Source organism: Algoriphagus sp. NBT04N3, assembly GCF_019443765.1.
GTDB classification, from domain to species: domain Bacteria; phylum Bacteroidota; class Bacteroidia; order Cytophagales; family Cyclobacteriaceae; genus Algoriphagus; species Algoriphagus ornithinivorans.
This window is the reverse complement of the sequence record NZ_CP048415.1, coordinates 3,990,929-4,010,483: the sequence shown is the minus strand read 5'-3', so window position 1 is coordinate 4,010,483 and position 19,555 is coordinate 3,990,929. Positions and strand designations below refer to the sequence as shown.

The window sequence follows — 19,555 nt, the reverse complement described above, 5'->3', positions numbered from 1 at the left end:
AATTTGATTTACTGTTCCACGTGGAACACTATGATTTTTTATATAATTCAATAGCGAACTCTTCCTTTGTTCTCATGAGTTCTGCTTCTTCTTTCTTCTTGTCTTTGTATCCAATCAGATGAAATAAACCGTGACTAATCACTCGGCTTAATTCATCTTCCTCTTTGACTAGATGTTTGGATGCATTTTCCTGAACTCTATCAATACTGATGAAAATGTCTCCTTCGATAAGTCCATCTTCTTCTGAATTGTCAAAGGTGATAATATCTGTATAAGTGTGGTGATTTAAATACTCCACATTAATTTGGTACAAATATTCATCCGAACAGAAAATATAATTGAGATCAGAAATCTGAAAGGATTCCGATTTGGCTATTTCTTTAAGCCATTGCTTTCTCTTGTTTTTCTGCTTGAGCTGAAAAGGGCTGTCTTCAGTAAAGAAATTAATCGCCATGTTAATCCATGTAAAAGGAAAGGATTGTTTTCTTTCCGTTTTCTTCAAACTTTACCTCATCAGTCAAATGTCGAATCAAGAAGATTCCTCTGCCTCCTGGTTTGGCGATATTTTCCGGGGAAGTAGGATCAGGTAATTGTTCCAAATCAAAACCCTCTCCTTCATCTTCGATGATGAATTGCAGTTGATCCTCTTCTGCTTTCAATTCCAGATGAACCAGCTTGTTCTTGTTACTTTGGTTTCCGTGAATGATAGCATTACTGATACATTCTGTGACAGAAATCATAATATTCCCATAGATATCATCATTGATTTCAAACTTCTCGCGAGCATTGTCAATGAAGCTCTCAATGATTTTTATGTTCTCAATCAGTGATGGTATTGAAATTTTTATAGAATTCATTCCTTTTATATGCTATGGGTAATATTTATTTGCGTTTAATCTTCAATTTCTAAAACAATCGGACAATGATCCGAATGCACCACATTTGGCAAAATTACTGAGCTTTTTAATTTGTTCTGCATTTCCGCAGTAGCCATATGATAATCTATACGCCATCCCAGATTTTTTGATCGTGCATTTGCCCGATAACTCCACCAAGTGTATTGATGAGGGTCTGGATTAAAGTGTCTGAAACTATCCACAAATCCTGATTCGGTGAATTTATCCATCCAGGCTCTTTCTTCTGGCAAGAATCCTGAAGAGTTTTTATTTGACACAGGATTATGAATATCTATGGCCTTGTGACAAATATTATAATCTCCGCTTAAAATCAAATTAGGATGCTCTTTTCTCAAATCTTGCATATATCCATAGATATCATCCAAGAACTCATATTTGAAGTCTTGTCGAATATCTCCAGTGGTTCCTGAAGGAAAATACGCAGATAAAAAGGAGAAATTATCAAATACTGCTTGAATCAATCTTCCTTCATCATCGTATTTGTCCAAACCCATTCCCATTTTGATTGATTTGGGTTTGATTTTGGTAAATATGGCTACTCCGGAATATCCCTTTTTGACAGCAGGAAACCAATGTAACTCATATCCTAAGTCAGTAAATATACTTGGTTCAATTTGGGAAATATCTGCTTTAAGTTCTTGAATTCCAATGATATCTGGGTTTTCAGTCTTCAACCAATCCACAAATCCTTTGTTGATGGCTGCCCTGATTCCATTTACATTGTATGAAATAATTTTCATCCTTAATCAATCTCTATTTGGTACTCTTTTTCAAAATATTCCAAAACCTGAATCTTCAGGAGCTTTTCCTGCTCCAATAAATCGAAGTGAGGAAGTTCTTTTATTAGTTTCCAATGGGGCCAGCCTTCTTGATCTACAAAATCCAATTCGTAAAATCCTGCTAGACTTAAGACCTTGCAAACAGCAATATGCATCAAATCCTGCTTTTGCTCCTTTGAAAATGTCTTGGCCCCTTTTCCTAGTTCCTGAACACCTATTAGAAATAAAACTCCATTGAGATCTTTGGGTTTTTTCCCAATAGTATCTTCCAGCCCAACCAATAGTTTGGACCATTTTCTCTCCAGGTCTAGATCTTTTTTAAACACTTATATTATTGATTTTCAAGTTCTTCCCAATATTCGGTCGCCCTTCTTAAATGAGGAATGACGATGCTGCCACCTATTAATGTTGCGATGGAGAATACTTCAAATATTTCTTTGGAATTGAGCCCAGCTTCGTGGCATTTTCCCAAATGATATTTGATACAATCGTCGCATCTCAAAACCATGGAGCAGGCTAGACCGATCATTTCTTTCGTTTTGATATCCAAAGCACCTTCTGCATAAGCATTGGTGTCAAGATTGAAAAATCGCTTGATCACTTTATTGTCCGCGGCCATGATTTTATCATTCATGCGGGCTCTGTAATCGTTGAATTCCTCTATAAGATTCATTAAATTAATGGTTTAGGATAAATCTGCCGCAAATATACAGCTATTCTGCAAGCAGTTTGAATAACAGCAACTAATGCGTATGCGTTTACTTTTTGTCAAAGATTTTTTGGATTTAATTTTTCCCCGCAATTGCGAGCTGTGCACAAGGGCTCTTTTCGACTACGAGTTTTGTCTTTGTACGATTTGTGAAGGCAAACTTCCAATAACTAGCTATCATCTTCGGGCAACTGACAATGATTTGAAGGATAAATTGCAGGGGTTGACAAGGGTTTTAAGAGTTTTGGCCTTTTTGAAGTTTACAAAAAATGGTAAAAGTCAGCGCTTACTTCATCAGCTGAAATACCGAAATAAGCCTCAAGTCGGATATTATTTGGGTAAAAAGTATGGTCAACTACTCTTAAAACAAGATTATTCAAAAAGCTGGGACTGCATTGTTCCGGTACCCTTACACCGAATGAAACTGAAAAGAAGGGGATACAATCAAAGTGAGGAATTTGCCAAAGGGCTTGCTGAAAGTCTGGGTATTCAAATGGAGAATATTTTAGAGAGAATAGTAGCAACAGAAACTCAAACCAAAAAAAGCAGACTGGAAAGAATGGGAAATGTAGAGGAGGTTTTTCAATTAAAAAGCAATATTTCAGTTCAAAACAGAAACATCTTACTAGTGGACGATGTCATTACTACCGGAGCAACTTTATGCTCCAGTGCAAATGTACTTTTGGCCAATGGGGCAAAAAACGTAGATTTAGCAACCATAGCCGCAGGAGGCAAAATTTAAACCCTATGATTGATATAGAGCATTTAAAGTACCCTATCGGAAAATTTCAGTTTGATCCTGAATCTGCCGAGGAAAATCTCAAAGAGGCGATCGAACAGATAAAATTACTGCCCGAGAACCTAAATAAGGCATTGAGAAATCTCAATGAATCTCAAATAAACACTCCCTACCGGCCTGGAGGTTGGACTGTTCGTCAAGTGGTCCATCATATTGCTGACAGTCACATGAATGCTCTTATCCGTTTCAAATTGGCTTTGACGGAAGATAACCCTACTATCAAACCTTATGATGAGGCTGCATGGGCCAAAATGTCTGATTATGATCTTGCAGTAAATCCTTCTTTGGATTTGATACGAATCATACATTTCAAATGGGTAGTACTTCTGGAAAAAATGGAGCTGAGCGATTTCCATAAAACCTATTATCACCCGGAAAATAAGAGGCAACAAAGCCTTTTGGAAGTTGCTTTGATGTACAGTTGGCACTCCCAACACCATCTCGCTCATATTCAGCACTTGGCCATTCGGGAGAACTGGGTTACAAAATAATATTTTGCTATCATGAACATTTCTCTAAAAAACCAAAGAATATTGGTCACAGGTGCTTCCAGAGGCATAGGAAGAGCTATAGCTCGTCAACTTTCTGAATCTGGAGCTGAAGTAATCGTCCATTTTAATTCCAATGCTGAGGAAGCAGAGTCTTTGTTGAGTCAATTCAAAACTCCAGGATTCATGGAGTCTTGTGATTTATCGGATTCCGGAAAAGTAGTGGGTTTTATTCCTGCATTAATAAAAAAATATGGGCCATTAACCGGATTGGTGAATAATGCCGGGGTTTCTATTCCTGCAAAAGATACTTTGCCTACCGATGAATGGCTGAAAATTTGGGAAAAAACCATGGCGATTAATTCCACAGCAGTTGGAATTCTTTGTAAAGAGTTTGTTGATCAGGCTAAAAGCCAGCAGAACGGTCGGATCATTACTATTTCTTCTAGAGCAGCTTTTCGAGGAGATACTACCGATTATCTGGCCTATGCGGCATCCAAAGGCTCCTTGGTAAGTTTGACAAGGTCAATTGCACGGCATTATGGGAAAATAGGCATTAAAGCCTTTTTAATTGCTCCAGGGTTTACCAGGACAGACATGGCAAATGAGATTTTATCGGAGTACGGAGAGGATTTTGCGCTAAATGATATTGCCTTGAACGAGCTGACTCTCCCTGAGGACATTGCTCCTATGGTCACCTTGCTTTGTTCTGGATTGGCTGATCATGCTACAGGAACTTCAATTGATATCAACGCAGGATCTTACGTGAGATAAAAATCCTATGGATAAGCAGGAATTTAGAAAGAGAGCCCATCAGTTAGTTGATTGGATGGCAGATTACTTGGAGGAGAAGGAAAAATATCCGGTTACACCCAATACAGAGCCCAAAACGATATACAATCAGCTTCCTAAAAATGCCCCTGAGAAGGGAGAATCATTCGATCAGATTTTTGAGGATTTTGAAAAAATAATTCTTCCTGGAATGACGCATTGGCAGCATCCCGCCTTTTTTGGCTACTTCCCGGCGAATAATTCAGAACCTTCTATTTTGGCAGAAATGCTGATGTCAACTTTGGGTGCTCAATGCATGTCTTGGTTGACCTCGCCCGCAGCCACGGAATTGGAAGAAAGAGTTTGTGATTGGTTGAGGGATGCCAAAGGAATAGATTCATCCTGGAAAGGAGTCATTCACGATACTGCGAGCACCGCTACCTTAAGCGCTATATTAACGGCAAGAGAAAAAGCCAGTCATTATCAAATCAATGAAAAGGGCTTTGTTGGGGATATGGTTTTTCGGGTTTATTCATCTTCCCATGTTCACTCATCAATCGATAAGGCGATAAAGATCGCAGGTTTAGGTGTTCAAAATTTAGTTCGAATCCCTGTAAATCAGGAATTTGCCATGATTCCTGAGGAATTGGAAAAAGCGATAGTGGAAGATTTGAAAAATGGCTTTTATCCACTTTGCGTGGTTTCTGCTTTGGGTACCACCAGCTCAACTGCCGTTGATCCAATCGATGAGATCAGTAAAATCACGCAAAAACATGGCCTATGGCATCATATAGACGCTGCTTTTGCAGGTACAGCCTTACTTTTGCCAGAATATCAGCATTTGATGAAAGGACATGAAAAAGCGGATAGCTATGTGTTCAATCCTCATAAATGGATGTTCACTAATTTCGACTGTACCGTCCTATTCTTAAAGGAGCCTCAATACTTGGTCAATACATTTTCTCTCACACCCGAATACCTAAAGACTCAACTGGACAATGAAGTTAACAATTACCGAGACTGGGGCATACAACTAGGTAGACGATTTCGGGCTCTGAAATTGTGGTTTGTCTTGAGAACTTATGGATTAGAAGGAATTCGGGAAAAACTCAGAAATCATTTAAAACTGGCAAAAACAGTTGAGGGATGGATAATCAAGCAAGATAACCTGGAGGTTTTGGCTCCAGTTAATTTCAACACAATCTGTTTTCGATATACTCAGGCAGATTTATCAGTAGAAAAGCTAAATGCTATCAATGAAAAGTGGATGAATGAAGTCAATGCTAGTGGAAGGGCATTTTTTTCACATACTAAACTCGAGGGTAAATTTGTCATTCGCTGGGTAATCGGGCAGACCGATGTGGAACAAAAACATCTTGAAAGTGCATGGGTTTTATTAAAAGAAAAGCTTCAAAGCATTCTTTAATACTATCTGTGTATGGCTGCAAAAGATCCGGTTTTAACTCCTGAGTTACTGAAAATCATCAAAATATTCGGAATAGCTTCCATTTTGCTGGTTTTGGGTCTTTCCTTTTTCAATTCAAGAAGAGCCAACAATACGGGTGATGACCTAACCTTTCGGATGAGTGATGCTGCTAGAATCTATTTTTTAAATATGAAAGCCATCAATTATGATAGAGAAATCCGTTCAGATGCAGGAATGACTTTGTTCAGACATGAAGATCTAAGTGTTGGAAATGAAGACCTGGGAATTCAACTTGTACTTATTTTAAATCCGCCCAAAGATGAGGCTTACCTTTACCTTGAGCCCCAAAATTTTGATTGGCCCATTCAAATCAAATCGGGCGGAGAAACTTTCACTTTTAAAAATGGAAATAAATCAGATCATTTGTCAGCAATAAATCAACTAAAGGCTTTGATTCAAGGTGGAAAAATGATTTCTTTAGTCCAAAATGAAATAGAAATTCCGATTTGGAAAAAAAAATCAGAAAAAGAGGCGCTCAAGCAAGTATTTGAAGACTACGCACGCTTGATGGAATAAAGTTTTGTTCCTAACCGCTTAAATAACTGGACCAGTTTTGTTGCCTAAACTTAGGAACAAAATGATCGAAGACTTACTTAAAAACGCGCGACTTTCTTCCGGTGGTCGAAAGCTACTCACTTCACAACAAAAAGCCTTTATTGTAGAAGATTGGGAAAGTTCTGGCTTATCTTGTCCTGAATATTGTCGCCGACACGGGCTGATCACCAGTCAGGTGTATAGCTGGCGTTCACTTGCTAAATCAGGAGCCATTATGAGTATCAAAAATCAAGGTGACCTACATTCCAAAGCTGAATTGGAAATGCTTAGAAAAGAGAATGAAGAGCTCAAGAAGGCTCTCGGGGAATCTACTTTGGATATTAAGATCCTAAAAAAAAAGTTAGAGATGGATCAACTTCGAAACAAGAAATTGAATCGTTATCCAGACAATTCGGAGTAAGCATGAATAGGATTATCAAGACACTGGGAGTCGCCAAATCCTCTGTATATTATAAAGCAAAGCCCTATCCTGAACGAAAAAGGACAGTGCGAAAAGAACTGTGTGAGCAGATGAAACTGGCTGTTGTAGAAATCACGGCAAAGAAATCCACCTATGGGGTACCCCGGGTCAAGGCGCTGCTCAAACGGGATTATGGGCTCAACGTGACCAAATACATGGTGCACCGCTACATGAAGGAAGAAGGGTTGTTGATTACCCGACACCGAACCAGAGGCAGCAGCAGATCCCATACAGGGCAGATAGCAGTAGAAACACCTAATACGCGATGGGCTAGTGATATCACTTCGATTAAATGCTGGAATGGGGAAAAGCTCCGGGTGGCCTTTCTTCTCGACTGTTGTGACAGGTCCATCATCGCCTGGAAAGCAGGAAAACATATGCAGGCAGTTGATATTGAATTAATGGTTCAAGAAGCCTTACATATCCGCTTTGGAGAGAGTTTGCCTGAACCGGATACACTGCAGTTTTTGCATGACAATGGACCGGAATTCATTGAAAAAAAGCTCAGAGCCAGCTTGAAATCCTGGAATATAATCGATTGTAATACCCCAACCTATTCACCACAATCAAACGGGATGTGTGAAGCCTTCAATGCTACATTTAAACGAGATTATGTCTATGAGAGCTGCCTGGATAATCCAAAAACCGTACACAGGCAAATACAGAAGTGGATGAATGAATACAATACATATGCACCACATTCTGCATTAGAAATGAAAACACCAAATGAATTTTATAACTTTAAAATCGCTGCATAACTAGTCCAACTTTCAAGCGGAAAGAGCAGTTTTGGTTCATTGAGTTTAGAGTTTATCACAAAATAATGTTCATACCTCTTTATTTTTAAACTTTTAAAAACAAAAAAATATTCTTAATTAATGGAAAAAGAGTCAAAGGCATTGCAATTATTTCTGTCTCTTGTGGGTAAAACCTTGGATCAAACTCCATCAGCAGCAGGTAACTGGTTGGCTGGTACATTGAAAGAAGTAAGTGAGAAGCATATCAAGGTGGCTTACACTGTAAGAGCGGAAATGTGCAATCCTGCCAAAATCCTTCATGGTGGAGTAGCCTCGCTAATGCTGGATGACGTAATTGGAATGGGAAATTTTGTTGCCGGCTCAGAATATCTGATGACGAGTATCAATTTGAATGTGGACTTTTTATCTCCTGCTCAAATTGGAGAAGTCTTAGAGGTAAGTGCAGAGTTAATCCGTTCGGGCTCAAACCTGAACCATTGGGAAGCAGTGATCCAGAAAGACTCAGGCAAGATTGTGGCAAAAGCAAGTTCAAATATGATCAAAACCCACGTTAAGCTGAGTGATTTAGGTTTTTAATATCAAATACAATTAAATTTTAATCAATTTAAATAAAGCCTTTAGAATTCAATTGGAATGATTCTTCTGGCATATCCTTAAAAACTACTATTACATGAAATCGAGCATCGGGGAACCTGTGCGAGATTGTCCCGAATCAAGTTCGGGACAAGCTATATGGCCCTTTAAAAACAAATTATATCATATGAAAAAAATTTTACTGACGCTTATTTTTTGCGTTTCCTTTGCATTTTTGTCTCAGGCCCAATGGACTGTTTCCTATCATCAGAGTGATCTACCCTTTTTGGGAATTAATAAGCAGCTAGGTGAAAAATGGATTCCGGAGTTTCGCCTAGGGGCCAATAATTTCACACGATTTCTGAGTTTGGAGCTAGTTGCGAACTATATGGTCAAATCTGATGAGGACCTTCAGATTTACCTGGGATTTGGAGGAAGAGCTAATTTATTTCCGGGACTTGTTTTTCCTGCCGGGATTAATTACTACCCATTTGCTAAAAAAGAATTTGGTTTTCATTTTGAAGCGGCACCTTTGGTTTCATTCCAAAATGGAGCCTTGTTAAGAGGATCTTTAGGCTTTAGATATCGCTTTCTGAAAAACTGATCGGAGTTGGGGGCTTTTAGGAATCGAAAGCCTCCAATTTTACCATCAGATCCCAGACTGCAATTCCCAAGGAAACAGAAATATTCAGGGAATGCTTTGTGCCAAGTTGAGGGATTTCCAAGACTTGATTGCAAGCTTTCAAAACTTCCTCCTCTACTCCAAAAACCTCATTTCCGAAAATCAAGGCATATTTTTTATTAGGTTCTGGCTTGAACTCGTTTAGAAGTATGGATTGGTCAACTTGTTCTAAGGCGCAAAGCTGATAACCTTCCGCCTTCAATTTGTGAACAGCCTCCATGGTATTCAGACAATATTCCCACTCTACAGACTCTGTGGCTCCCAAGGCAGTCTTCTGTATATCACGATGAGGAGGAGTTCCAGTAATTCCACAGAGATAAATCTTCTCCACTCTGAATGCATCCCCGGTCCGAAAGGCCGATCCTACATTATTCAGGCTTCTTACATTATCCAAAACCAGAGCAATGGGTGATTTTTTGGTTTCCTTAAATTCTTCAACGGAGAGCCTTTCCAGCTCTTCCATACTTAATTTCTTCATCTTTTTTGATCTCCCTTGCTTATAGGCTATTTTCAAACTTAATTCGTTCCCCCAAATTTAAGAGAAATTAGCCGAACCCATGAGTAAATCCAAAGATGGAAAAGAAACCCCGCTAATGAAGCAGTATAATGCGATCAAAGCGAAGCATCCTGGTGCCTTGCTTTTGTTTCGTGTGGGTGATTTTTATGAGACTTTTGGTGAAGATGCAATAATTGCCAGCAAGGTTTTGGACATTGTTTTGACTAAAAGAGCCAATGGTGCGGCCTCACATATAGAATTGGCCGGTTTTCCACACCATTCACTGGATAATTACCTTCCTAAATTGGTTCGAGCAGGAAATCGTGTCGCAATTTGTGATCAGCTGGAAGACCCCAAATCGGTCAAAGGAATCGTAAAAAGAGGAGTTACAGAATTAGTAACTCCGGGCCTTTCCTACAATGACCAAGTTCTGGACACCAGAAAAAATAATTACCTGGCATCCATCCACTTTGGAAAGGATAAACATGGAATAGCCTTTTTGGACGTTTCAACAGGGGAATTCATGTGTGCTGAAGGTAATTCCAGCTATGTGGAAAAGCTTTTGCAAAGTTTTGCGCCTGCGGAAATTATTTTTTCAAAAGCTGCGAAGAAAACAGCACATGATCTGATTAAAAACGATTACATCACTTTTCATTGTGAAGATTGGGTATATCAGTTTGATTATACCTATGAAAAGCTCAAAACCCATTTTGAAACGGCCAACCTCAAAGGTTTTGGGATAGAGGAACTGGAGATGGGGATAGTGGCGGCTGGAGCGATCCTTTTTTACCTAGAAGAAACTGAGCATAGAGAAATACAGCATATCTCGGCTATTTCGAGGATTGCTGAAGAAAAGTACGTGTGGTTGGACAAATTTACCATCCGAAACCTCGAATTGGTATTCCCACAGCATGATGGAGGCGTTCCGTTGATTCAAATTTTGGATCAGACGGTAACTCCGATGGGTTCAAGAATGATGAAAAAGTGGATGGTTCTTCCTTTGAAGGAAAAATCTCCAATTGAAGAACGCCTGAATGTGGTTGAATTTTTCCATGAAAACGCTATCCTGATAGACGAAATATTGGCTCATTTGCGCCATATAGGTGATTTGGAAAGATTGATTTCTAAAGTGGTGGTCGGAAGGGCCAATCCAAGGGAAATGAATCAGATCCGTCGGGCTTTAAAAGCGATATTGCCTGTAAAAACTCTTCTCAAAGATCAGCAAAACCCTACCCTCAAAAGATTGGCTGATCAAATCCATCCCTGCGAATACATTTTGGAGAAAATTGAAAGGGAGCTTCAAGAGGATGCACCGATGCTAGTTCATCAAGGAGGCGTGATCAAAGATGGCGTAGATGCAGAGTTGGATGAATACAGAAACTTAGCGAATAAGGGTAAGGACTTTCTCGTTCAAATTCAGCAAAGGGAAATCCAAAATACAGGGATCAGCTCTTTGAAAATTGCCTTCAATAAAGTTTTTGGTTATTACCTGGAGGTAACCCATGCGCATAAGGATAAGGTACCTCAGGAGTGGATCAGAAAACAGACTTTGGTCAATGCTGAGCGATATATCACCCCTGAGCTCAAAGAATACGAGGAAAAAATTCTGAATGCAGAGGACAGAATGATCGCTCTGGAACAAAAATATTTTCAGGACTTAGTTGCTGAAACAGCTCAATTTGTCACTCAAATTCAACAAAACGCCAGAATAGTTGGCACCCTGGATGCGCTCCTATCTTTTGCACAGGTTGCTCTAAATAATAATTATTCCCGCCCGAAAGTATCTGATACCGAAACTTTAGAAATCAAAGACGGAAGGCATCCGGTGATTGAGAAGCAATTACCAGCAGGAGAAGAATATATTCCAAATGATATTTATCTGGATCATGACAGTCAGCAAATAATAATCATTACAGGGCCTAATATGGCAGGTAAATCGGCACTGTTAAGACAGACCGCGTTGATAGTTTTAATGGCTCAAATGGGATCTTTTGTCCCGGCTTCTTTCGCTAGGGTCGGAATTATTGATAAAGTATTTACTCGAGTTGGGGCTTCTGATAATTTATCCAAAGGTGAGTCAACGTTTATGGTTGAAATGACCGAAACGGCTAGCATTCTGAATAATTTATCAGATCGAAGCCTAGTTTTGATGGATGAAATCGGGCGAGGAACTTCCACTTATGATGGAATTTCCATAGCCTGGTCAATTGTCGAGTACCTTCATAATCATCCTACTTTCAAGGCAAAAACCTTGTTTGCAACCCATTATCATGAGTTGAATCAGCTAACGCAGGATTTTCCAAGGATAAAAAACTTTAATGTGGCTGTAAAAGAAGTGGGAAATAAGGTGATTTTCATGAGGAAACTGAAGGAAGGCGGCAGCGAACATAGCTTCGGTATTCATGTAGCTCAAATGGCAGGAATGCCAAACCCTGTTGTCTTGAGAGCTGCAGAGATCATGTCCCATCTTGAAAAGGATAAGGCCATGAACCAGGGCAAAAAGTCTCTTAGTTCTGTCCCAAAAAATAATTATCAGCTTAGTATGTTTGAGATGGATCCTAAGTTCAAAGAAGCTAAAGAACTTTTGGATCAAATCGATATAAATTCAATTTCTCCAATTGAGGCCTTGCTCAAGTTGCATGAAGTGAAGAAAACTATAGAATAATTAAAAATCAGTTTTTTAGTATATTGACTGCAAAAAGAGAGATGTTCTATGGATAAGGTGTTACTAAAGGACCTTAAAAAACAAGATAAGTATACTAAGTTCTTCCAAAATTGGGCGGAGCAGGAGTTTAAAGCTCATCCCAACGAAAGAAGACTATTAGAGAATCTCGAGGCATTAAGCCAAAGTATTGGCATGAACGAGGGGCTTTTGATAGCTTGTTTTGATTATAGAAATCTAAAATTGGCCTTTTTTACTGGGGAGGTTGAAAAGCTTACAGGGTATCCGGAGGAGATGTTCCGCAAAAAGGGGATGGAAACTTCTTTTACCATGGTGCATCCTGATGATCGGGAGGAGCTGTTTAAGTTCCAAAAGATTGTTTTCGATGCCTTTCACAGTTTAAGTTTGAATGAGAGACATTCTTTTGAATTTTCCTATATCACGCGCTGGGTTCATCGAACCTCCGGTGAAGTATCTTGGATGATGGCCAAAGTAAGACCTTATTTGATTGATAAGGATGGCAATTTTGCCATGGACTTACATATTATCGTCAAGCTGTTGACACCACCTAAATACAAGGGTTATGATTGGAACTATTCTTACACTAAAGATGATGGTACCCGAATCATTGTATCTAAAGATTCTCCAAATGACAAGGAGGTCAAGTTGACGAAGAAGGAAAAAGAGGTGGTTGAGTTGATGCTGGAAGGAATGGAATCAAAGGATATTGGGGAGAAATTAAATATTTCTATCAATACAGTCGGAACCCACAGAAAGAATATTCTTCGAAAGCTGGGAGCGAAAAATGTGGCTGAGATGGTTAAAATCTTGGCCTCATATGAATTTTAAAAATTGCTGAAAATCAGTGTGATCCTTAAAATTCCTGAGATTATTAAAAAAATTCCAGTCAGAATTATTGTAAAAATCAAAGAGGAGCTTACCTTTGCATCCACAATTCGCTCAGACAAAGATCTGGGATATTGAAATAAGCGAGAGTAGCTCAGTTGGTAGAGCACGACCTTGCCAAGGTCGGGGTCGCGAGTTCGAATCTCGTCTCTCGCTCAGATCAAGCCCTTGAAAGAGGGCTTTGTTGTTTCAAGCCATAGCTTTAACAAGCAAAAGACAGCCTATAATTTTTATAGGTAATGCCGGGATGGTGGAATTGGTAGACACGCAAGACTTAAAATCTTGTGTCCTTTTGGACGTGCGGGTTCAAGTCCCGCTCCTGGTACATTGAGCCTCACAGAAATGTGGGGCTTTTTGTATTTTAGTTCTTAAGTAATTTAATAGAGTAAAATACTTCAGGCCATTAAAATTATCATTAGACTTTTTAGCAAGTTGGTACAGCCAAGAGGCCTTTAGGTTTTGCGAAGGTCCTTTTCTAATGATTGTGATTTTTTAAGCGAAATCTGAGTTTCCTATATTATGCTCTTGCCTTACTTTAACAAATAAATCTTGAAGAAGTGGGCTAATTATTGAATCTGAAGAAAGGAATCAATTCCTTTTTTCGATGACTTTTTTTAACTTATTCGATGAGTGTTTGATTATTTACTACTTATTATTTCAAATGCGAAGGCTCTTAGTAATTCTTTTTTTCTTTTTGTCGTTTCAACTATTTGGTCAAAAGGGTTCTGCTGATGGAATTATTGACTCATTGTTAGAAAACGGGGCACAAAAAGAAGCCTTAAAACTTGTTGAAAATTATATTCAGGATTTTGAAAGGAACATGCAGTTTGACAGTTTACCTGAATACTTGGTGTTATATGGTCGTGTTGTAAGGGCCATTCAACCAGAAAGTGATGGTAACAAAAAGCTCCTTTTTACTTACCAAAACTGGAAAAAACTCTCAATTGAACCTAGTTTTCAGAGGAAATTAGCTAAAAGTCTTGCCAACTGGTATGAGTATACTGGAAATATTAGTAAAGCCTATGAGGTTACACTGCTTGCATTAGATTGGGCGAGAAAAGAGTCAGGATCGAAGCCACAAATTTTTGCTGATCTCTACCTCAATTTAGGAGGGCTTGCAATAAAAAACATGGATCTTTCGGCTGCCAAAAAGCATTTAACCCAAGTCCTCAGTTTAAACCTTTCCGAAAAAGATCCAGAAAATATTTACTTCGCCAATAGTTACTTGGGAAACATCGCCTATTTTACTTCCAACTTAGATTCTGCAGCCTACTATTATGAAAAAACTTTAAAGGCAATAGATCTACTCGAACCAAGCCCAAGGAACCAGCTTTATCGAAAAAGTATTATCCTGAATAATCTTGCAGGGGTTCAAATGGCTCAAAGCGATTTCAATGCTGCAGAAAAGTCGATGAATCAAACAATCCTTTTTCGGGAAAAATACATGGCTACCAATCTAGATGCCATTGAATATCAAAAAGTACTTCAAGACTATTTGAGTTCCCTCGATAATCTTGCGGGACTCTACAAGCAATTGGGGCATTATAGTCGGGCAAAGCAACTTTTGGAATTTTCCTTTCGGAGAAAAATCGAGGAATTGGGAGAAAATGACTTAGCTACTACCAAGTCTCGTATTCTTTTAGGCCAAATCTACTTTGATATTCAAGAACTTGAAATTTCTAAGAGGTACTTAGAAGATGGCCTAGGAAGACTTCAAAACACTGACCAAGAAAGTTCATATTGGCAAGGAGATGCTCTTCATACTTTAGCTAGGATGGAGGATTTTCTTCAAAATGAAGATGTTGCAGATTCCTTATATCGTCAGGCCAAATTGATTTTTGATGAAGAGCTTCAAGGGGAGTACGATGTGATATATCTGGATTTTTTGAAAAATTTCTCACGTTTTTTAGCTGAAAACAGGAAAACTGCAGAGGCCATTTCCCTTTCGCAAAAGGCTAGGAAATACCTCGAGGAAATTAATTCGGACAATTTGTTTTTGGACTTTAATCAGTCTTTAAATCAGGCAGCAATTCACGAGTTAGGAGGCCAATATTCGGAGGCATTAAGGGTATCAAATAGTACTTTCGAATTATGGAATAGACTAATAAATCGGAGGAATAGTGTTCAAGATTCAATCCAAGCCGTATTTCTTAAACCTAAGATCATCCTTATTAAAAATAGAAGTCTATATAAGTTAGAAAATAAAAGTGCTGAAATTTTAAAATCTATTGAAAAAGAACTTCTGGAGGGCCTTCAAATTATCGACTCTCAATCAGACTTTCTTTTCGAGCCTTCAGACATCAGTATTCAGCTTGATATAAACCGGGAATACTTTGAATTTTTGGAACAAATCGAATTGGATCTTTATCAGGTGTCAGGAAAAGAAATCTATCTGGATCGATTACTGACATATCATGAGCATGCGCGCTATAGGCAAATTCGCTCTAGGCTTCAAAAAAACCAATCAGTAAAATTTGGAGGGATTCCTACGAAAATTCTCCTGCGCGAAGAAAATCTAAAAGATCAACTTAAAAAATCTTTTCTCGATGAAGGGAAAAACCTGGTAGCTTATAGTAAAGCTAAAGAAGAATGGGTAGATTTTCTTGATTCATTGAGAGTACATTATCCCAAATATTATCAGCTTCATTTTGAGACAAGCGAAAGCGCGCTGAAGAGAGTTTATTCCAGTCTAGATCCAAGTATGACCTATCTTCGCTACTTTCAGGTAGGTCAGGACTGGATGGTTTTGGTGATAAAAGAAAAATACAAAAAACTAATACCCTTAAATACGAAATCGCTCTCACCTATTCTGGAAACACTAGCTGATCAATCATCAAAAAATAAATTTCAGCCCTTAGTTTTCCACAAAATCTATCAATTAGTTTGGGAACCCATTAGACCCCATCTAGAAACTCATCGAATAACAATCATCCCTGAAGGCTTATTATTTAATTTGAGTTTTGATGCACTCAGTAAACAAGCAGTTAACCAATGGTCTGAACTTGTAAAGTACTCTTTGATCCAGGATCATAGCTTTTCATATCAATACAGTCTACTTTTGCTGGAAAAGCAAAAAAGAACATCTTACCAGACACAATTAGCTGCTTTTGCACCTGGGTTCTTTGATGGAATGAAAAAAACCTATCAAGCGGCTTTTTTTGATAAACAGTATGTGGATAAAAACTATCTGGAATTGATTCCACAACCATTTACACGAAGGTTGGTAGAAGAGATTTCCTCCAAATTTGAATCAAAAACATATTTAGAAGGTCAATCGACTGTTAGCAACTTCAAGAAAGAAGCTGGAAAATCCCGAATTATTCACCTTGGCACCCATGCCTTTTCTAGCAATGTCAATCCAAGTGATACACATTTGGTTTTTGCTAAGTCAACAGAGAATCCTCTAGAACCTCACGAGCTTTTTGCCAGTGAAATATATGAGTTGAATTTAAATTCGGAATTAGCAGTGCTCCTTGCTTGTGAATCTGGCAAGCCTACTTATGCAGCAGGAGAGGGAATGATATCCTTAGCTCATGCATTTAATTATTCAGGGACTCAATCCATGCTTATAGGCTTAGGCAAAATTGACGAAAAGACCAGTGTTGATATAGCAGATGACTTTTACAGTTTTCTTGAAGAAGGGTTGCCAAAGGATGTAGCACTAAGAGAAGCAAAATTGAATTATATAGCTCAAGCCAATGGAAGAGAATTAGATCCTAGTTTTTGGACAGGTTTAATTATTTTGGGTAATCCTGATCCGGTGGAGATTGAAGCAAAATCAGAAAAGTGGATTATACTTTTTAGCTCAGGATTAATCTTTATGACTATTTTTTGGATCTTGAGAAAGAAATTAAAGGAAAATTGATGACAAATTAGAGGTTAACTCGATGTGAAGGAAAGAACCTAATCTTTCTAGAAATGAAAACCGAAACTTCAAATGCATCCCAAATTCTTCTATTCATTCTGTTCATCTTTTCTATTGCATGCTCAGAAAAATCAGAACCAACACCCCAGCCAATACCCAGTCAAAAAGACTTAATTGAAATTGATTCTCAAATCGAGGACTTCCTTTCTGAATATAATATCCCAGGGGCAAGTTTGGCAATTTCTAAGAATGGAAAGCTTGTATATCAAAAGGCTTATGGTTTAGCCGATCAATCTCAAAATAAACCTATGGAGATCGGAACTCAAATGAGAGTGGCAAGTGTATCCAAATCCTTTACAGGATTAGCAATAATGTTATTGGTGCAAGATGGAAAAATCGCTCTAGAAGATAAAGTGTTTGGAGAAGGGGCAATTTTAGGAACAAACTTCGGCAGTAAACCCTATTCTAATCGAGTGAAACAAGTCACAGTTAAACACCTTCTTCAAATGACTACCGGAGGCTGGGTAGTTAATGGAAATCGGGATGCAATTGATTATGAGCAACAAAGAACCAACGCTGGCTTCTTCGATTGGATGATGGATAATGCATCCCTGACTTTTGATCCTGGGACTCAATATTTATATATCAATACCAACTATTTCGTTGCAGCTAGAATCGTAGAAGAAGTTTCCGGAAAGAGCTTCTCTCAATTTGTAAAGGAAAGAATTATGGGACCTCTCAAAATGGCTTCAACTGCTTATGGAAAAAACGGCACGCAGGGAAGGCTGCCTAACGAGGCGGTATATTATGGGCAAGGTGGAACAAAAGGCTTTGAATATAATTTCAATATAGAAAGGAGAGACGGTGATGGAGGATTGGTTACATCAGCTCCTGATTTACTAAGATTCGTAACCGCAGTCGATGGAAGTCCGTCAAGACCTGATCTATTGCAGCCGGCATTTTATAACCAATTTATCCAAGGTTCGGCTCCTAATCCCAATTTTGCAAATGGCGTAGCAAGTTTTAATCAGTCTAAATATTTTTTTGGAGCCCTACCGGGTACCCGATCAGGATATATGTTTAATGCTAATGGGATGGCAGCAGCAATTATTTTCAACGGAAACGCAGATTACACTCAAGCTAACTATACAAATTTTGCCAATGCACACAATGCTTTAATGGTTAACCTGACAACTAAAAATATCAATAATTATCAAGACATTGATCAATTCTAATAGAACTTAACCGGCCAAAAGCTCTTGGGATAAAGTAGATTTACTTGTATCTTTTTGGCAACTAGCTTAGTATGCCTAAAGATTCAATTCATCAGCTATCGCAAGAAGAACTCGTAAGAGGACTCAGGGAGAAGAACAGGAAAATAATGTCTTCCTTATATAAGGAAACTTTCCCCAAAGTGAGAAACTATATTTTAAAGAATAGTGGAGACGAGGATCAAGCTAAAGATATATTTCAGGAGGCATATTTGTCGGTTTGGCAACAAGTGAATGCTGGAGACTTCTCTCCTAAAAATAATACAGCTTTGCAAGGCTTTCTTTACCAGGTTTCAAAAAACAAATGGCTAGACTTCCTTCGCTCAAGGAAATACAAAGTTGAGCAGCCATTGAATGCTTCTTTGTTGGAAATTTCAGATAATCAAGAAGGTGAGGATCAAGATCAAAGGCTTCAAAAGCTGGAAAAGGCTTTTTTGCAGCTTGGAGAAAGTTGTAAGGAACTCTTGAAGCTGTTTTATTTTAAAAAAGTTTCACTTCAGGACCTCGCCCAAAGCTTTGGTTGGACCGCTCAAACGGCCAAAAACAATAAGTATCGCTGCATGGAAACTCTCCGGAAAATTATCAAATCCTGATGGAAAATAATTTAAAAATCACACCTTCAGAGTACGAGCTGATTGAAGCATGGCTTGATGGAAAACTTACCAAAGAGCAATCACTGGCGTTTCAACATTCAGAAAATGAAGACCCAGAATGGAGTTTGAAAATTCAGGAAGTCAAAATTCTTAAAAATGACTTGGAGGCCTATTTGTTTAAAGTAGAATTGGAAAAAATACATGAAGAAATTGTAAACCAAAAGCCGACCAAATCTGCTTCACTTTCCCGTTGGATTTTAGCAATAGCCGCTTCATTAATACTGATTTTGGTGAGTTGGTGGGGTATTCAGAGCGTATTCCAAAGTCCAAATGAAAAGCTTTTCGCTGCCTACTACCAGACAGACCCTGGATTGATTACTGCCATGTCGGGCTCGGATTCCTACGAATTTGACCGTGGGATGGTAGACTATAAAGAAGGAAAGTATAAGGAAGCTTTGGCACGATGGAACCTTCTTCTTGAAGAGGAATTTGCAGATGACACGCTGATCTATTTTGTGGCAATGGCTAATCTGGAATTGGGAAACTATGATTTATCGCAGAAACTCTTGAAGCAGGTTGCAGATGAAAACGCCTCTGAATTCAAGGAGGATGCGAGTTGGTATTTGGCCTTGATTTATCTGAAGAATGGAGAATTAGATCCAGCAAAACTTATGTTGTCTAATCTTGATAGACCAGAGGCTCAGGCACTTTTAAAAGAAATTCAAAATTAATTCTTAGAATTCTTGATGACTTTTTGAATCTCTTACGATGAGTAAGTAAACCAC

21 protein-coding genes and 2 tRNA genes are annotated in these 19,555 nt (G+C 38.5%); 17 read left to right on the top strand and 6 right to left on the bottom strand.

Features of this window, described 5'->3' with window-relative positions:
* Nucleotides 1-28 precede the first annotated feature (28 nt).
* From ybeY to GYM62_RS17455, 5 genes are read right to left on the bottom strand one after another with little or no spacing between them, the layout of a single operon-like run.
* A complete protein-coding gene (gene ybeY / locus GYM62_RS17475) occupies nucleotides 29-454 on the bottom strand; it encodes an rRNA maturation RNase YbeY (protein WP_219957363.1) in 426 nt (141 codons plus the stop codon).
* A 1-nt stretch (nucleotide 455) separates the two neighbouring features.
* Nucleotides 456-857: an ATP-binding protein gene (locus GYM62_RS17470; RefSeq protein ID WP_091653382.1), complete on the bottom strand. Its 402-nt coding sequence runs from the start codon at nucleotides 855-857 to the stop codon at nucleotides 456-458.
* Between the two features lie 35 nt (nucleotides 858-892).
* Nucleotides 893-1,657, bottom strand: coding sequence for an exodeoxyribonuclease III (locus tag GYM62_RS17465; protein ID WP_144605964.1), 765 nt, complete (start codon nucleotides 1,655-1,657; stop codon nucleotides 893-895).
* A gap of 2 nt (nucleotides 1,658-1,659) precedes the next feature.
* Nucleotides 1,660-2,022: a hypothetical protein gene (locus tag GYM62_RS17460; protein WP_144605965.1), complete on the bottom strand. Its 363-nt coding sequence runs from the start codon at nucleotides 2,020-2,022 to the stop codon at nucleotides 1,660-1,662.
* 5 nt (nucleotides 2,023-2,027) lie between these two features.
* Entirely contained in the window at nucleotides 2,028-2,369 is a 342-nt protein-coding gene (locus GYM62_RS17455) for a carboxymuconolactone decarboxylase family protein (RefSeq protein WP_091653386.1), read from the bottom strand.
* A gap of 79 nt (nucleotides 2,370-2,448) precedes the next feature.
* On the opposite strand from GYM62_RS17455, the gene GYM62_RS17450 reads away from it, so the two are divergent.
* The 9 genes from GYM62_RS17450 (at nucleotide 2,449) to GYM62_RS17410 (ending at nucleotide 8,899) form a co-directional block, all read left to right on the top strand.
* A complete protein-coding gene (locus GYM62_RS17450; protein ID WP_219957362.1) occupies nucleotides 2,449-3,147 on the top strand; it encodes a ComF family protein in 699 nt (232 codons plus the stop codon).
* A gap of 5 nt (nucleotides 3,148-3,152) precedes the next feature.
* On the top strand, nucleotides 3,153-3,695 hold the full coding sequence (locus GYM62_RS17445) for a YfiT family bacillithiol transferase (RefSeq protein ID WP_144605968.1): 543 nt from the start codon (nucleotides 3,153-3,155) through the stop codon (nucleotides 3,693-3,695).
* A 12-nt stretch (nucleotides 3,696-3,707) separates the two neighbouring features.
* Complete coding sequence (locus GYM62_RS17440; RefSeq protein ID WP_144605970.1) at nucleotides 3,708-4,466, top strand: SDR family NAD(P)-dependent oxidoreductase; 759 nt, start codon at nucleotides 3,708-3,710, stop codon at nucleotides 4,464-4,466.
* Nucleotides 4,467-4,473: 7 nt separating this feature from the next.
* On the top strand, nucleotides 4,474-5,889 hold the full coding sequence (locus GYM62_RS17435) for a pyridoxal-dependent decarboxylase (RefSeq protein ID WP_219957361.1): 1,416 nt from the start codon (nucleotides 4,474-4,476) through the stop codon (nucleotides 5,887-5,889).
* Nucleotides 5,890-5,901: 12 nt separating this feature from the next.
* Entirely contained in the window at nucleotides 5,902-6,465 is a 564-nt protein-coding gene (locus GYM62_RS17430) for a hypothetical protein (RefSeq protein ID WP_144605973.1), read from the top strand.
* A 61-nt stretch (nucleotides 6,466-6,526) separates the two neighbouring features.
* Nucleotides 6,527-6,904, top strand: a complete 378-nt coding sequence (locus tag GYM62_RS17425) for a transposase (RefSeq protein ID WP_219956869.1) — start codon at nucleotides 6,527-6,529, stop codon at nucleotides 6,902-6,904.
* A complete protein-coding gene (locus GYM62_RS17420; RefSeq protein ID WP_219959479.1) occupies nucleotides 6,874-7,722 on the top strand; it encodes an IS3 family transposase in 849 nt (282 codons plus the stop codon). Before GYM62_RS17425 ends, GYM62_RS17420 begins: the two co-directional genes overlap by 31 nt.
* Nucleotides 7,723-7,842: 120 nt before the next feature.
* Complete coding sequence (locus GYM62_RS17415) at nucleotides 7,843-8,298, top strand: PaaI family thioesterase (protein WP_219957360.1); 456 nt, start codon at nucleotides 7,843-7,845, stop codon at nucleotides 8,296-8,298.
* 184 nt (nucleotides 8,299-8,482) lie between these two features.
* The gene (locus tag GYM62_RS17410) at nucleotides 8,483-8,899 is read left to right on the top strand and encodes a hypothetical protein (protein ID WP_144605977.1); all 417 of its coding nucleotides are present in this window, start codon (nucleotides 8,483-8,485) and stop codon (nucleotides 8,897-8,899) included.
* A 16-nt stretch (nucleotides 8,900-8,915) separates the two neighbouring features.
* Here the strand turns inward: GYM62_RS17410 and GYM62_RS17405 are convergent, their stop codons facing one another.
* Nucleotides 8,916-9,455 carry an RNA methyltransferase gene (locus GYM62_RS17405; protein ID WP_144605979.1) on the bottom strand — a complete coding sequence of 180 codons (540 nt, stop codon included), beginning with the start codon at nucleotides 9,453-9,455 and terminating at the stop codon, nucleotides 8,916-8,918.
* Between the two features lie 79 nt (nucleotides 9,456-9,534).
* Here GYM62_RS17405 and mutS point away from each other — a divergent pair, with 79 nt between their 5' ends.
* From mutS to GYM62_RS17365, 8 genes are all read left to right on the top strand, one after another.
* Nucleotides 9,535-12,138, top strand: a complete 2,604-nt coding sequence (gene mutS, locus GYM62_RS17400) for a DNA mismatch repair protein MutS (protein WP_219957359.1) — start codon at nucleotides 9,535-9,537, stop codon at nucleotides 12,136-12,138.
* A gap of 48 nt (nucleotides 12,139-12,186) precedes the next feature.
* Complete coding sequence (locus tag GYM62_RS17395) at nucleotides 12,187-12,984, top strand: LuxR C-terminal-related transcriptional regulator (RefSeq protein WP_219957358.1); 798 nt, start codon at nucleotides 12,187-12,189, stop codon at nucleotides 12,982-12,984.
* 140 nt (nucleotides 12,985-13,124) lie between these two features.
* Nucleotides 13,125-13,197, top strand: a tRNA-Gly gene (locus GYM62_RS17390).
* 85 nt (nucleotides 13,198-13,282) lie between these two features.
* Nucleotides 13,283-13,366, top strand: a tRNA-Leu gene (locus GYM62_RS17385).
* Nucleotides 13,367-13,735: 369 nt separating this feature from the next.
* The gene (locus GYM62_RS17380; RefSeq protein ID WP_219957357.1) at nucleotides 13,736-16,906 is read left to right on the top strand and encodes a CHAT domain-containing protein; all 3,171 of its coding nucleotides are present in this window, start codon (nucleotides 13,736-13,738) and stop codon (nucleotides 16,904-16,906) included.
* Nucleotides 16,907-16,959: 53 nt separating this feature from the next.
* Nucleotides 16,960-18,141: a serine hydrolase gene (locus GYM62_RS17375; RefSeq protein ID WP_219957356.1), complete on the top strand. Its 1,182-nt coding sequence runs from the start codon at nucleotides 16,960-16,962 to the stop codon at nucleotides 18,139-18,141.
* Nucleotides 18,142-18,212: 71 nt separating this feature from the next.
* A complete protein-coding gene (locus GYM62_RS17370) occupies nucleotides 18,213-18,770 on the top strand; it encodes an RNA polymerase sigma factor (protein ID WP_219957355.1) in 558 nt (185 codons plus the stop codon).
* Nucleotides 18,770-19,501, top strand: a complete 732-nt coding sequence (locus GYM62_RS17365) for a tol-pal system YbgF family protein (protein WP_219957354.1) — start codon at nucleotides 18,770-18,772, stop codon at nucleotides 19,499-19,501. The genes GYM62_RS17370 and GYM62_RS17365 overlap by 1 nt, the downstream gene beginning before the upstream one ends.
* The last annotated feature ends 54 nt before the right edge of the window (nucleotides 19,502-19,555 follow it).

Excerpts from the sequence above, each read along its gene's own strand:
- ybeY (WP_219957363.1), bottom strand. The coding sequence starts at position 454 with ATGGCGATTAATTTCTTTACTGAAGACAGCCCTTTTCAGCTCAAGCAG.
- GYM62_RS17470 (WP_091653382.1), bottom strand. The coding sequence starts at position 857 with ATGAATTCTATAAAAATTTCAATACCATCACTGATTGAGAACATAAAA.
- GYM62_RS17465 (WP_144605964.1), bottom strand. The coding sequence starts at position 1,657 with ATGAAAATTATTTCATACAATGTAAATGGAATCAGGGCAGCCATCAAC.
- GYM62_RS17455 (WP_091653386.1), bottom strand. The coding sequence starts at position 2,369 with ATGAATCTTATAGAGGAATTCAACGATTACAGAGCCCGCATGAATGAT.
- GYM62_RS17450 (WP_219957362.1), top strand. The coding sequence starts at position 2,449 with ATGCGTTTACTTTTTGTCAAAGATTTTTTGGATTTAATTTTTCCCCGC.
- GYM62_RS17445 (WP_144605968.1), top strand. The coding sequence starts at position 3,153 with ATGATTGATATAGAGCATTTAAAGTACCCTATCGGAAAATTTCAGTTT.
- GYM62_RS17440 (WP_144605970.1), top strand. The coding sequence starts at position 3,708 with ATGAACATTTCTCTAAAAAACCAAAGAATATTGGTCACAGGTGCTTCC.
- GYM62_RS17435 (WP_219957361.1), top strand. The coding sequence starts at position 4,474 with ATGGATAAGCAGGAATTTAGAAAGAGAGCCCATCAGTTAGTTGATTGG.
- GYM62_RS17430 (WP_144605973.1), top strand. The coding sequence starts at position 5,902 with ATGGCTGCAAAAGATCCGGTTTTAACTCCTGAGTTACTGAAAATCATC.
- GYM62_RS17425 (WP_219956869.1), top strand. The coding sequence starts at position 6,527 with ATGATCGAAGACTTACTTAAAAACGCGCGACTTTCTTCCGGTGGTCGA.
- GYM62_RS17415 (WP_219957360.1), top strand. The coding sequence starts at position 7,843 with ATGGAAAAAGAGTCAAAGGCATTGCAATTATTTCTGTCTCTTGTGGGT.
- GYM62_RS17410 (WP_144605977.1), top strand. The coding sequence starts at position 8,483 with ATGAAAAAAATTTTACTGACGCTTATTTTTTGCGTTTCCTTTGCATTT.
- GYM62_RS17405 (WP_144605979.1), bottom strand. The coding sequence starts at position 9,455 with ATGAAGAAATTAAGTATGGAAGAGCTGGAAAGGCTCTCCGTTGAAGAA.
- mutS (WP_219957359.1), top strand. The coding sequence starts at position 9,535 with ATGAGTAAATCCAAAGATGGAAAAGAAACCCCGCTAATGAAGCAGTAT.
- GYM62_RS17395 (WP_219957358.1), top strand. The coding sequence starts at position 12,187 with ATGGATAAGGTGTTACTAAAGGACCTTAAAAAACAAGATAAGTATACT.
- GYM62_RS17375 (WP_219957356.1), top strand. The coding sequence starts at position 16,960 with ATGAAAACCGAAACTTCAAATGCATCCCAAATTCTTCTATTCATTCTG.
- GYM62_RS17370 (WP_219957355.1), top strand. The coding sequence starts at position 18,213 with ATGCCTAAAGATTCAATTCATCAGCTATCGCAAGAAGAACTCGTAAGA.
- GYM62_RS17365 (WP_219957354.1), top strand. The coding sequence starts at position 18,770 with ATGGAAAATAATTTAAAAATCACACCTTCAGAGTACGAGCTGATTGAA.